Source organism: Amycolatopsis sp. MtRt-6 (genome assembly GCF_017308975.1).
GTDB lineage: Bacteria > Actinomycetota > Actinomycetes > Mycobacteriales > Pseudonocardiaceae > Amycolatopsis.
The window spans coordinates 155,588-167,968 of record NZ_JADWPD010000014.1; the positions used below are offsets into that span (position 1 = coordinate 155,588).

The window sequence follows — 12,381 nt, forward strand, 5'->3', positions numbered from 1 at the left end:
CGCTTCCGCGCGGTCCTGCGGCACGGGTTCCCGCAGGGCGCGGGCGACCGCGGGCGGGAGAACGGCGTGCGGTCCGGTCGTCCAGGCGACGTTGCGGGCCAGCGCGAGGTCGTCCACCGTGCCGCCGCCACGGCGTTGCGGCTTCGGCAGCCCGCGGGCGTTCAGGGCGCGCAGGAGGTGCCGGTAGATCTGGGCGAGGGTGAGGAACTCGGGGCCGTCGGCGAGGCCGTCGCCGAGGAGCCGGAGGAGCTCCCCGGTGAACGCGGTGTGGGGCGCGCCGAGCGGGGCGTTGGCGGTTTCGTTGGCGGCGGACGACGTCAGGGTGTAGCGCCCGGGGATGTCGATCTGCCCGGACACCACCGAGCCGGGATCGGCCATCGCTTCGATGGCCCGGCCCGAGAAGCAGCAGTCGAGGATCAGGATGTTGTGGATCGCCGGGCTTTCGCGGAAGACCCGGTCGATCATGGTGAGCGGCAGCGCGGAGTAGGCGACGCGCTGCGCCCGCGTCGAGGACAGCCCGAGGTAGAGCGCACCGTCGGCGTCGACGAGGCCGTGGCCGGCGTAGTAGACGAGGAGGGTGTCCTCGGCCTGCTCGGCGATCTCGGCCATCCGGGAGCCGAGCTGGTGGCTGTTGTCCGGGTCGGTGATCACCGTGCAGTGCCGCGCCGCGAACCCGCCGAAGTCCTCGCGGGTCAGGTGGTCGGCGAGGCCGGTGACGTTGCCCAGCACCGCGGGCAGGTCCGGCAGGCTGTCGTCGCCGGGGTAGCGGGCGGTGCCGACGAGGATGACGCGGGACCTCCCCGGATCGGGCAGGCGCACCGGCTACCTCTCCCGCTCGGCGTCGAGGACGCTCTTGATGACGGCTTCGGCGTCGGCGACCCGCTGGGCGGTGACCTTCACCGAGCGGGCGCCGTCGCCGTCGGTGGTGATCTCGATCGTGGTGTCCGAGCGTTGCTGACGCAGCCAGGTCGACAGCGACCGGGCGAGCACCGCGGCCGCGCCCCCGCCGCCGAGCGCCACGGTCAGCACGTCCGCGACCGCGCCCATCTCGCCGGGCGCGGGGGCGCCGCCGGTCAGCTCGAGCCGCCCCCGCAGTTCGCTTTCGGCCCGCAGCCAGGTCAAGAGCGGGCGGAGCCTGTCACGGGAGTCCGCCGTGGTCACCCGAATCCGTGCCTGCATCCACGCTCCTCCGCCCCGAACCCCGGCTGTCCACTCAATCGTAGGACGCGGTGGCTTCGCTACAGGCGATTTCGGGCGGCGGAGTCAGCAGCAGCGATCCGGCGGACGGCCCTCCCGCCGCCGCAGCCGTTCGAGCTCGTACGCCCGGCGGGTCGGCACCGGCCGGTCCGGGCACTGCGCCCGCGCGCGGGCGCAGTGCCGTTCGTACTCCGCCGCCCCGCCGATCTCCCGGACGTACCAGCGGAGCAGGCGCAGTACCTTCACCTCCGGCCGCCGGCGGAGATCAGCGATTCGACGTAGGGCGCCTCGCTCGACGACGGTGTCCCGCGGCCGCGCACCGAACGGACGCAGACCACCGCGGCGTTGCCGACCACGACCACGACCAGCAGCAGGAAGACCGCGACCAGCACACCGTCCACAGTGGAGTTCACGACCACCGCGTGCATGTCGGCCGCGGTCTTGGCGGGCGGCAGCACACGGCCGGCGTCGAGCGCGTCGGCGTACCGGGCCCGCTGGGCGAAGAAGCCGATCTGGGGGTTGGCCGAGAAGATCTTCTCCAGGCTCGCCGTGAACGTGACGGCGATGGTCCAGGCCAGCGGGATCCCGGTCACCCACGCCCAGCGCAGCCGGCCCGACTTGACGAGCACCGTCGTGGTGACCGCGAGCGCGACGACGGCGAGGAGCTGGTTGGCGATGCCGAAGAGCGGGAAGAGCTGGTTGATCCCGCCGAGCGGGTCCGTCGCGCCCGCGTAGAGGAAGTAGCCCCAGGCCGCCACCACCAGGGCGCTGGCGAGCCAGCTGCCCGGCTTCCAGGTCACCCGGCCGATCGGCTTCCAGACGTTGCCCAGCATGTCCTGCAGCATGAAGCGCCCGACGCGGGTGCCCGCGTCGACGGTGGTGAGGATGAACAGGGCCTCGAACATGATCGCGAAGTGGTACCAGAACGCCTTCGCCGACTCGCTGCCGAAGAGCCCGGAAAGAATCTCCGACATGCCGACCGCCAGCGTCGGCGCGCCGCCGGTGCGGGCGACGAGGCTGTGCTCGCCGACCGCCTGCGCCGCCGCGTCGAGCTGATCGGGCGTGATCGTGAACCCGAGCTCGGTCACGGCGCGGGCGGCGGACCCCGCCGTCGACCCGAGCACGCCGGCCGGGGCGTTCATCGCGTAGTACAGCCCGGGATCCAGGGCGCAGGCCGCGATCAGCGCCGTGACCGCCACGAACGACTCCATCAGCATCGCGCCGTAGCCGATCAGCCGGACCTGGGACTCCTTCTGGATCAGCTTCGGGGTGGTCCCGGACGACACCAGGGCGTGGAAACCGGACAACGCCCCGCACGCGATCGTGATGAACAGGAAGGGAAAGAGCGTGCCCGAGAAGACCGGGCCGGTGCCGGTGGCCGCGAACCGCGTCACCGCGCCGCTCTGCAGGACCGGCCCGACGACCAGCACGCCGACCGCCAGCAGGGCGATCGTGCCGATCTTCATGAACGTCGAGAGGTAGTCGCGGGGCGCGAGCAGTGCCCACACCGGCAGCACCGACGCGACGAACCCGTAGCCGGCGAGGCCGAGCACGAGCGTCGCCGGGCTCCAGGTGAACGCGGCCGCGAGCGCGGAGTGCTCGACCCAGCCGCCGCCCGCGATGGCGAGCAGGAGCAGGACCACCCCGAGCACGCTCGCCTCCAGGACGCGTCCTGGCCGCAGGAACCGCAGGTAGCAGCCCATCAGCAGGGCGATCGGGATCGTCATGACGACCGAGAAGGTGCCCCACGGCGAGTGCGCCAGCGCGTTGACCACGACCAGGGCCAGCACCGCCAGCAGGATGATCATGATGGCGAAGACGGCGAGCAGCGCGGCCGCGCCGCCCACCTTGCCGATTTCGTCCCTGGCCAGCTGGCCGAGGCTCTTGCCGTCGCGCCGCAGCGAAAGGAAGAGCACGACCATGTCCTGCACGGCGCCCGCGAAGATCACGCCGGCGACGATCCAGATCGTCCCCGGCAGGTAACCCATCTGGGCGGCCAGCACCGGGCCGACCAGCGGTCCGGCGCCGGCGATCGCGGCGAAGTGGTGCCCGAGCAGGATGCGCCGGTCGGTCGGCTGGTAGTCGGCGCCGTCCTCCAGCCGCTCCGCCGGGGTGGCCCGGCGGTCGTCGACCCGCAGCACCCGGCGCGCGATGAACCGCGCGTAGAAGCGGTACGCGATGAGGTAGGAGCCCAGGGCGGCCAGGAGCAGCCAGACGGCCGAAACGCGTTCCCCGCGGGACAGCGCGAGCACGGCCCAGCCGACGGCACCGGCCAGCGCCACGGTGGTCCACAGCAGGATCGGCCGGATCCTGGCCGCGGGCACGACGAATCTTGACAAGGTTGACTCCTCGGATCGGGAGGAACTGACGAGGTGGGCGCCGAGGCCCGCCTTGTGCGAGAGTTGCCGGTCCCCGGTTCCGGTGGACACGCGTGCGCGGCGAAAGTTTTCCGCGGATTCCTGTCCTCCGGATCCGGTGGTCCGGCAACTGGCAGACAAGAGCGGGCGTGCCGAAGGCGGTGACCGATGTCGGGAGACCTCATGACGGCGCTCGCCGTCGTCGGCGGGGCGTCCCTGCTCGCCGTCGCCGCCCGCCGGTTCCACCGCACCGAAGAGCTGCCGACGCTGGACGGCTGGGCACTGGCCGACCGCGGTCTCGGTCCGGTGTGGACCTGGTTCCTGCTCGGCAGCACGATCTTCACGGCCTACACGTTCATCGCCGTGCCCGGGCTGGTGTTCGCCACCGGGGCACCCGCGTTCTTTTCGCTGCCCTACACCGTGGTCATCTGCCCGCTGGCCTTCGTGCTCCTCCCGCGGCTGTGGGCGGTGGCGCGCGAGCACGGCTACGTCACCGTCGCCGACTTCGTCCGCGGCCGGTACGGCTCGTCGGCGCTGGCGCTCGTCGTGGCGCTGACGGGCATCCTCGCGACCATGCCGTACCTCGCGCTCCAGCTGGTCGGCATCCGCGCGGTCCTCGTCGCGGCCGGGCTGCCCGCCCGGACGGTGGCCGGCGACCTGGTGATGGTGGCGCTCTTCGCCGGGCTCGCGATGGCGACGTACCAGCGTGGCCTGCGGGCGCCCACGGTCATCTCGGCGTTCAAGACCGTGGCCGTCTTCGGCGCGGCCGTCTTCGTCCTCGGGTTCGTCCTGGGGCGGACCGGTGGGTCAGGGGAGATCTTCGACGCCGCTTCCGAGCGCGGTGCGCTGCTGCTCACCCCCGCGCAGCAACCGGCGTTCGCCACGCTCGCGCTCGGCTCGGCGCTCGCCCTGTTCATGTACCCGCACGTCCTCACGGCGGGCTTCGCCGCGAACAGCCGCGACACCCTGCGCAAGGCCGCGGTCGCGCTGCCGGCCTGGACCGCGATCCTCGCGGTGTTCGCCTTCTTCGGCATCGCCGCCTTCGCCGCCGGCGTGCGCACCGCGCCCGGCGGCGCCGAGGCCACGGTTCCGCTGCTGGTGGAGCAGGTCCTGCCGGCACCGGCGGCCGGGCTCGTCTTCGGCGCCCTCGTCGTCGGCGGGCTCGTCCCGGCCGCCGTCATGTCGATCTCGGCCGCGACGTCCTTCGTCCGCAACGTCTACGTCGAGTACTTCCACCCGACCGCGACGCCGAAGCGCCAGGTGCGCATCGCGAAAGCCGTTTCCCTCACCGCGAAGGTCGGCGCCATCGCGTTCGTCTTCGGCCTGCGCGACCAGGACGCCATCAACCTCCAGCTGCTGGGCGGGGTGTGGATCCTGCAGATCTTCCCGGCGGTGGTCCTCGGCCTGGCCGCGCGGCGGCTGCCCCACCGGGCGCTGCTGGCGGGCTGGGCCGCGGGGATGGCCGGCGGCACGTTCGCCGTCGTGCACGCGGGGTTTTCCCCGGTGGTCGCGATCGGGCCGGCCGGCGTCTACGCGGGCGTCGTCGCGCTGGTCGTGAACCTGGCCGTCACCTTCGCCGCGGCCGCGCTGCTCGTGCCCACGAAGGACTCCCCCGAGAGCGGAGTGAACCCATGAGACGGACCGAGTCCCGGCCGCAGCCGTCCGTGACCGGCGGCGACGCCGAGCGCGAGGCGGGCGTGGCGAGGCTGTTCGACCTGCACTACCCGGCGATGCTGCGGCTGGCCGCCCTGCTCGGGGCCGACGATCCGGAGAACGTCGTGGCCGAGGCGTACTACCAGATCTACCGGAAGTGGCGGAAGGTCCGCGACGCCGGGGCCGCGGAGGCGTACCTGCGGTCGATCATCTGCAACCTCACCCGGATGCGGATCCGCCACCTGCAGGTCGTCCGCCGCAACAGCCCGGCGCTGCGGGTGGAGCCGGTGGCCTCGCCGGAGGACTCCGTGCTGCTGCGCGACGACCAGCGGGCCCTGGTCGGCGTCCTGCGCGAACTGCCCGCGCGGCAACGGGAAGCGCTCGTCCTGCGGTACTGGCAGGGCCTGAAGGAAACCGAGATCGCGGCGGCGATGGGCATCTCGCCGGGATCGGTCAAGACCCACGCCGCGCGCGGGATGGCCGCCCTGACCCAGCGAATGGAGGCCCGGCGATGAACACCGTCCCCGAAGACATGGAACGCCGCCTGCGCGAAACACTCGACACGCTGGCGGGCGGGGTCCACCCGGCCCCGGACGCCTACCGCACGGCCCGCGGCGACTGGCTCCGCCGCGAACGACGGCGCCGCCTGGTGCTGGCCCTGCTGGTCGCGGTGGTGTTCACCGTGGCGGTGGTGATCGGCCTGTGGGTCCTCAACCAGGCCCCGGCCGGGAACGGCGCCATCTTCACCGAGCCGGCGAGCACGGTGCACCCGGCCGGCCGCGGTTGACGGGGGCGGTTTCCGCGCCCTTCGGAAAACGGCGCGTCCGGTTGGCGCCCGGCGGCCGATCGGCCGACACTGGCGGTAGCCGGGTGCCGCCGGGGTGGAGGTTCGTCCGTTGAGTTCGGAATACACGGTGATCAAGGCGATCCTCGTGCTCGAGGTGCGCTCCGCGACCGGGGGCAGCACGCCCCTGCGGGCCGACCTCCGCTACGACAGCCGGGAGCCCTACGCGGTCGCCCTCACCCTCCACACCGGACGCGGGCCCGTCGAGTGGCTCGCCGCGCGGGAGCTGCTCATCGACGGCCTGCACGCGCCGGCCGGGCTCGGCGACGTCCGGGTCGCGCCGGCCGCCGACCCCGCGGTGACCGTGATCGAGCTGCGGTCGCCGAGCGGGCGCGTCGCGCTCGAAGCCGGCACCGCCGAAATCGTCGACTTCCTCTACCGCACCTGCGAGGCCCTGCCGCGCGGGGAGGAAAGCCGCGCCTTCGACTTCGACCGGGAACTGGCGAAGCTGACCTCGGAATAAGCCGACGGCGGCCAGGGGGTTGACGCCGCGTGGGCATCATTCATACATTCGATGCCGATGTGTATGAATGACGGGAGTTGATCCGCATGCGGCTCGGCAAGACCGCCGTCGTCCTCGGGGGCAGTGCCGCCGGTCTCTGCGCGGCCGGAGCGCTCGCCCCGCACTTCGACCGCGTGCTGGTGCTGGAACGCGACGAACTGCCCGACGGCGCCGAGCACCGCCGCGGCGTGCCGCAGAGCAAGCACCCGCACTTCCTGCTGAACTCGGGCCGGCGCGCGATCGGCGCGCTGTTCCCCGGCTTCGAAGAAGACCTCATCGCGGCCGGCGGGCTGCTGCTGATGCCGTCCATGGACGCCGCCTACCTCGACGGCCCGGGCTGGTCGGCCCGCAAGCGCAGCGCCATGACGATGGTCTACGGCTCGCGGATCCTCATCGAGCGCGTACTGCGCGACAAGGTGCGCGAGCTGGCGAACGTCGTCGTCCGCGAGGGGGTCGCCGTGCGCGGCCTGACCACCGCGGACGGGGAAGTCACCGGCGTCGGGTTCTCCGCCGCCGACGGCGACGAGCACGTCGACGCCGACTTCGTCGTGGACGCGATGGGCCGCGGCTCCCCGGTTTCCGGCTGGCTGGCGGCGGCCGGCTGGCCCGAACCGCCGGTGCGGACGCTCGACGCCAAGGTCACCTACACCTCGCGCTGGTACGACCTGCCCGCCGAACGCCCGGCGTCCTGGTGGTGGCGGCACCTGGTGATCATGCCGACGCCGGACAAGGGCGAGCACCCGGCCGAGCACGAGTTCCTGGTCAACTTCTTCCCGATCGAGGGCAACCGCGTCATCGCCTGCATGGGCTCGTGGGGACTGGAGATGCCCAGCACCACCGACGCGTTCGTCGAAACCGCGCGCCGGGTGCGGACGCCGTTGTTCGCCGACGCCATGGACCGGTGCGCCCCCGCCTCCCCGGTGCACCTCACCCGGTCGACCGGCAACAAGTGGCGCCGCTACGACCGGCTGCGCACCCCGCCGCGGCGGCTGGTGTTCGTCGGCGACTCGATCTGCGCGTTCAACCCCTTCTACGCCCAGGGCATCAGTTCCGCGTCGGCCTCGGCCCTGCTGCTGCGCGAACACCTGGCACGCGCCGAGCGGCTCGACGCGAAGTTCACCTCGCGGTTCTTCGCCGCGCAACGCACGTTGCTGCGCGTGCCGTGGCGCCTGGCGATGGCCCGGGACCAGGGCTACGCGTGCGCGGTGGGCACCGAGCGGCTGCCGGAGTGGCGGCGGCGCGTCGTCGCGGCGATGTCGGCCCCGGCGTTCAGCCTCGTCGTCGGCGCCGCGCGGGAGGACGCCGTGGTCGACGAGCACTTCGCGAAGGTGTTCAACCTGGACGAATCGCTGGGGCAGATGCTGCGCAACCCGCGCGTGCTCGCGGGCCTGCTGCGCTACCGCGTCCGCGCGGCGCTGGGCAGGCACCGCGTCCCGTTCGGGTTCGATCCCCAGGCCGAACCGCCTGCCAAGGACTATTCGACGGCGACCGCGTGATGAGCACGGCGTGCGGGCCGGACGCCGAAGCCGTCACCCGCGGACTCGGCTTCGACTGCCACGACGTCTCGCCGGTGGTTTCGCTCCGGCCGCCGTGGGCGCTCGCGCACTGGACGATGCCGCTGCTGGAGCTGCTGATCGTCGGCGGCGCGGTGTTCGCGCTGGTGCACGCCCTGCGCCGGTACCGCGCGGGCGATCCGGTGAACCTGGCGCTGTGGTGGGCTTCGCTGGTCTACCTCTTCGTCACCGAGCCGCCGCTGTACTTCCCGGAGTGGTTCGGCCTCGACCGGCTCTACGGCTTCATCTTCGCCCACAACCTCTTCACCGTGCAGCTCATGGCGGACCGGCTGCCGCTCTACATCGTGGCGTTCTACCCGGTGATCAGCCAGCTCGCCTACGAGGTCGTGCGCTCGCTGGGGCTCTTCCGCCGCGGGGCGTTGCGCGGCTCGGTGGCCGTGGCCTTCGTGCTGCAGGTGTTCTACGAGGTCTTCGACCACGTCGGCCCGCAGCTGAAGTGGTGGGCGTGGAACCCGGGCAACACGGTCGTCAACCAGCCGGCGCTGGCCTCGGTGCCGCTGAACAGCATGCTGCTGTTCGCTTCCGTCTCGATGGCCGCGATGACGTACCTCGTCGTGCGCCTGACGGGTGGCCCACCACGCCGCCGGCTGCCCCTGCGCGTCCTGCTGGCGGGCGTCCTCACGCCGCCGACCATGGCGATCGCCGGCATCCCGTCGAGCTTCGCCGGCGACGGCACCACCGCGCGGGCGTGGATCCTCGGCGTCGAACTGGGCCTGCTGTGGCTTGCCGGCGCGTGGATCGTCGTGGCGCATCTGCGGTCCGGGGAACCGGGCGAGCCGCTGACAGCCTTCGCGCGGTACTACCCCGCCCTTTACCTGGGCGGGATGGCGGTGTGCTGGCTGGCCGCCCTGCCGGGGTACCTGGCCGCGAAGGACGGCGTCACCGCGGACGGCACCCCGATCGGCAGCGGGCCGTACGCGCTGGCCTGCTTCGCCGGGGCCAGTCTGCTGCTGGTCGCGCTGTACCGGAAGGACCGCGCCCCCGTCCCGGGCTGAGCGATCCCTCGGGGAAGATGGGGCGCATGGGGCACCACGGCTGGCAGGGCAACCCGCCCGGCACCGAAGACGAGGCACGCCGCCGGATCGTCGAAGCGGCGACGGCGTGCCTCGACCGCGCGGGCCTGGCCAAGACGAGCCTCTCGGACGTCGCCGCCGAGGCGGGTGTCACCCGGCAGACCGTCTACCGCTACTTCCCGGGCCTGAAGGAGATCCTGCGCGCGGTGGCGCTGGCCGGGGTCGAGGAGTTCGCCGGGCGGATGGAGCGGCACCTGGCCACGTTCGGCACGGCCGCCGAAGCCGCGGTGGAGTCGGTGGTGTTCGCCGTCCGGACGCTGCCCGGCGAGCCGCGCATGGGCCTGCTCCTGCAGGCGGGCGAAGCGGACTTCTTCACCGACGGCGTCGTTTCGCCGCTGGCGTTTTCCTACGGCGCGCGGATCCTCCGGAACCTGCCGGTGGACTGGGCGGCCGCCGGGATCGCCTCCGACGAGGACCTGCGGGGCCTGGCCGAGGTCCTGATGCGGCTGTTCCTGTCGTTCCTGCAGTACCCCTCGACGCCGCCGCTGACCGACGACGAGCTGCGCGCCCTCGTCCGCCGGTGGATCGGGCCGGCGTTGCGCGGGTTTCCGGAAACACCGCGCGAAATGCGCTGACAATTCCTGACAACGCGGAGGCTGTGACGCCTCCCACGCCCGGTGCCGAAATGCCGGTGGCGAGGGCGCTCAGCCCTCGCCACCGGCGCTGCCGTGATCTCTCCCCAGTGATCTGGCGGCCACCGCGTTACTTCTTGGCGGCGGCGACCTTCTTGCGCGGGGCACGCTTGCGCGGCGGCGTGGCGGGCGCCTCGGCCTCTTCGACCTGGGCCTGCTCGTAGGCGGCGATCACCTCGGAGGAGAGGCGGCCGCGCTCGGAGACCTCGTAGCCGTTCGCGTTGGCCCAGGCGCGGATCTGCTGGTTGCGCTCGCGGTCGGTGGTGCTGGTCGTGGTCGACTGCCCGGTGGCGACGCGGACCTTGCGGCCGCCGATGCGCCGTCCGGCCGCGATGTAGCGGGCCAGTTCGTCGCGCAGGGCGGTGGCGTTCTCGTCCGAGAGGTCGATTTCGTAGGTGACGCCGTCGAGGCCGAACTGAACGGTCTGGGCGGCGGTGCTGCCGTCGATGTCGTCCAGGATCTCGACGAGGACTTTCTGGGCCACGTGAATGCTCCTCAGCTGGATGTGCGTCCGGGGAACGCGACGTGTGACAAGTTGCACAATGGTCGGCGTTCTTCGGTGGAGTGTATCCACCCGGGGAGAGGTACGGCAATTTCCTCCCGGTTAAGTGGAACGGAGGCGGCCCGGGGTGGTCCTGATAGGACCGGCTCGGCCCGCCGTCGTTCCGGCCGGGTCGTGGCCTTTCGTCCGGAACGACGACGGAAATCGCGCCGGGAATCTAGGTTCCGGACGGCGTGGAGCCCTGCTCGCCGTGGTGGTAGGGCGGATCGGTGGCCAGCGCCTCGTCGGCGGCTCCTTCGGCGGGATCGGCCAGTTCGGCCTGCTCGGCGGCTTCTTTTGCCTCTTTGATGAGCTGCCGGCTGTGCGCGAGGTCCGCTTCGGGCCGGTTTTCGTTCTCCGTCATCGCGACTCCTTGCGGTCGGATTGCGTTCCCTGCGGGACGGCTACCCGCGAAGCCGTGAACGCAACCGTGGCGGGCCGCGGGCGGAAAGGTGGGGGAGCGTTCACCCCAACGTGTGGTGGCGGTGAATTCTTCGGGGGCCGGCGCGGGATCGGGTGGGGAGGTGACCGGGACCGGTTCCGCGAGCGGGGAATGCGGCGGGAAAGGACGGCGGGCGGGTTCCCCGCCGGTCGGTGCCTGCTGGGCGCGCGTTTGAACGATGGCCGGTGGACAGTGTTCAAGACGGCGGAGAGCGGCGCTGGGACGATCAGCGGGCGCCGGAGCCGGGTTCGGCCGGCAAGCCGGGAGTGGCGATCTCAGCGGGGTCCGCGAGTCATCGGCGCCGGGCAGGCGGCCTGGGTGCGGCGGATGCCTCGGCCTGCTCGGCGCGGCCCGGTGCGCCCCGCCGGGGGCGAATTCCGCCTCTCGGCCCGGAACAGCCTGGCTCGGAACAGCTGGCCCGGAGCAGCCTGGCCCGGAGCAGTCGGGCTCGGAACAGCTGGCTCGGAGCAGCCGGGCTCGGAGCAGCCGGGCCCGGCCAACCCGGCTCGGAGCAACCCGGCCCGCGACATCCCTGCCCCCGAATGCCGGAAGGGCCCCGCACCAGGCAGGTGCGGGGCCCTTCCGATCGTCGCGAGGGGTGTTACTTCTTCTTCGCGGCGGAGGTGCGCTTGGCCGGGGCCTTGGCGGCGGCCGGCTTCTTGGCGGCGGCGGTCTTGGTCGCGGCCGGCTTGGCGGCGGCCTTGGCCCGCGTCGTGGTCGCCTTCGCCGTGGTGGCCTTGGCCGCCGTGGTCTTCGCCGCGGCCGCCTTCGGGGCCGCCTTGGTGGCGGTGGCCTTGGCGGCCGGCTTCGCGGCCGCCGCGCGGGTGCGCGTCGTGGTCGAACGCGTGGTGGCCGGCTTGGCCGCGGCCGCACGGGTGGTGCGGGTCGTGGTGGCCTTGGCCGGGGCCGCAGCCGCCGTCTTGGTGGCGGTCGCGCGGGTCGACGTCGCCGCGGTGGCGCGCTTGACCGGGGTGGCCTTGGGGAGCTTCTTGGTGCCGGAGATGACGTCCTTGAAGGTGGTGCCGGCGCGGAAGGCGGGCACGTTGGTCTTCTTGACGCGGACGGCCTCACCGGTACGCGGGTTGCGGGCGGTGCGAGCGGCGCGGGCGCGCTTCTCGAACACCCCGAAGCCGGTGATGTTGACCTTTTCGCCCTTGTTGACCGTCCGGATGATGATGTCCACCAGACCGTCCACGGCCTGCGAAGCCACCTTCTTGTCGCCCAGACGCTCCGACAGCGCCTCGATCAGCTGGGCCTTGTTCGTCATTCCAGTCCTCCATAGTGGAACTACTCGTCACGGCCCATCTCGGCCGACACTGCACACGGTATTACCAATACCGCACAAAATCCAACCGGGGGTCGAAATATTTCCTTGTGCGGGGGCGGGTTCCGGCCCCGCGCGGCCCGCCGCCGGACGGCACCCGGAACGCGGGCCGAACCTTCGCCATGCCCCTGAGCAGGGAAAATACCCGGTGGGTGCCGTCCACAGTGGTCGTCCATATAGGACCCGAGGCCCTTTCGGAGAACTTTTCCCGCGACACGCCGGAGCGGGCGTCCCGGCGTGTG

Annotated in this window: 13 protein-coding genes and 1 pseudogene; 7 read left to right on the forward strand and 7 right to left on the reverse strand. The window is 72.3% G+C overall.

Annotation, left to right across the window (positions count from 1 at the left end):
• Positions 1-186 precede the first annotated feature (186 nt).
• The 4 genes and pseudogenes from I4Q55_RS49355 to I4Q55_RS24115 all read right to left on the reverse strand — a co-directional run.
• Positions 187-819, reverse strand: a pseudogene (locus I4Q55_RS49355) (caspase domain-containing protein); the annotation flags it as partial.
• A gap of 3 nt (positions 820-822) precedes the next feature.
• Positions 823-1,179 (reverse strand): hypothetical protein, encoded by a 357-nt coding sequence (locus tag I4Q55_RS24105; protein WP_206790721.1) that lies wholly within the window; start codon positions 1,177-1,179, stop codon positions 823-825.
• Positions 1,180-1,263: 84 nt separating this feature from the next.
• Positions 1,264-1,443 (reverse strand): CstA-like transporter-associated (seleno)protein, encoded by a 180-nt coding sequence (locus I4Q55_RS24110; RefSeq protein ID WP_206790723.1) that lies wholly within the window; start codon positions 1,441-1,443, stop codon positions 1,264-1,266.
• Entirely contained in the window at positions 1,440-3,536 is a 2,097-nt protein-coding gene (locus I4Q55_RS24115) for a carbon starvation CstA family protein (protein ID WP_242546604.1), read from the reverse strand. Before I4Q55_RS24115 ends, I4Q55_RS24110 begins: the two co-directional genes overlap by 4 nt.
• A gap of 186 nt (positions 3,537-3,722) precedes the next feature.
• Between I4Q55_RS24115 and I4Q55_RS24120 the strand changes: the two genes are divergently transcribed.
• The 7 genes from I4Q55_RS24120 to I4Q55_RS24150 all read left to right on the forward strand — a co-directional run bounded on the left by I4Q55_RS24120 (position 3,723) and on the right by I4Q55_RS24150 (position 9,775).
• Positions 3,723-5,189 (forward strand): sodium:solute symporter, encoded by a 1,467-nt coding sequence (locus tag I4Q55_RS24120; RefSeq protein ID WP_206790725.1) that lies wholly within the window; start codon positions 3,723-3,725, stop codon positions 5,187-5,189.
• The gene (locus I4Q55_RS24125) at positions 5,186-5,722 is read left to right on the forward strand and encodes an RNA polymerase sigma factor (protein WP_206790727.1); all 537 of its coding nucleotides are present in this window, start codon (positions 5,186-5,188) and stop codon (positions 5,720-5,722) included. The genes I4Q55_RS24120 and I4Q55_RS24125 overlap by 4 nt, the downstream gene beginning before the upstream one ends.
• Positions 5,719-5,994 (forward strand): hypothetical protein, encoded by a 276-nt coding sequence (locus tag I4Q55_RS24130; RefSeq protein ID WP_206790729.1) that lies wholly within the window; start codon positions 5,719-5,721, stop codon positions 5,992-5,994. The genes I4Q55_RS24125 and I4Q55_RS24130 overlap by 4 nt, the downstream gene beginning before the upstream one ends.
• A gap of 109 nt (positions 5,995-6,103) precedes the next feature.
• Positions 6,104-6,514, forward strand: coding sequence for an SsgA family sporulation/cell division regulator (locus I4Q55_RS24135; protein WP_206790731.1), 411 nt, complete (start codon positions 6,104-6,106; stop codon positions 6,512-6,514).
• A gap of 86 nt (positions 6,515-6,600) precedes the next feature.
• Positions 6,601-8,049: an NAD(P)/FAD-dependent oxidoreductase gene (locus I4Q55_RS24140; protein ID WP_206790734.1), complete on the forward strand. Its 1,449-nt coding sequence runs from the start codon at positions 6,601-6,603 to the stop codon at positions 8,047-8,049.
• Positions 8,049-9,122 (forward strand): hypothetical protein, encoded by a 1,074-nt coding sequence (locus I4Q55_RS24145; RefSeq protein ID WP_206790737.1) that lies wholly within the window; start codon positions 8,049-8,051, stop codon positions 9,120-9,122. The genes I4Q55_RS24140 and I4Q55_RS24145 overlap by 1 nt, the downstream gene beginning before the upstream one ends.
• A gap of 26 nt (positions 9,123-9,148) precedes the next feature.
• The gene (locus I4Q55_RS24150) at positions 9,149-9,775 is read left to right on the forward strand and encodes a TetR/AcrR family transcriptional regulator (RefSeq protein ID WP_206790739.1); all 627 of its coding nucleotides are present in this window, start codon (positions 9,149-9,151) and stop codon (positions 9,773-9,775) included.
• A gap of 127 nt (positions 9,776-9,902) precedes the next feature.
• Here the strand turns inward: I4Q55_RS24150 and I4Q55_RS24155 are convergent, their stop codons facing one another.
• The 3 genes from I4Q55_RS24155 to I4Q55_RS24165 form a co-directional block, all read right to left on the reverse strand.
• Positions 9,903-10,316 (reverse strand): Lsr2 family protein, encoded by a 414-nt coding sequence (locus tag I4Q55_RS24155; protein ID WP_206790741.1) that lies wholly within the window; start codon positions 10,314-10,316, stop codon positions 9,903-9,905.
• A 235-nt stretch (positions 10,317-10,551) separates the two neighbouring features.
• The gene (locus I4Q55_RS24160) at positions 10,552-10,737 is read right to left on the reverse strand and encodes a hypothetical protein (RefSeq protein WP_206790743.1); all 186 of its coding nucleotides are present in this window, start codon (positions 10,735-10,737) and stop codon (positions 10,552-10,554) included.
• 679 nt (positions 10,738-11,416) lie between these two features.
• Positions 11,417-12,082, reverse strand: a complete 666-nt coding sequence (locus tag I4Q55_RS24165) for an HU family DNA-binding protein (RefSeq protein WP_206790745.1) — start codon at positions 12,080-12,082, stop codon at positions 11,417-11,419.
• Positions 12,083-12,381: the final 299 nt, after the last annotated feature.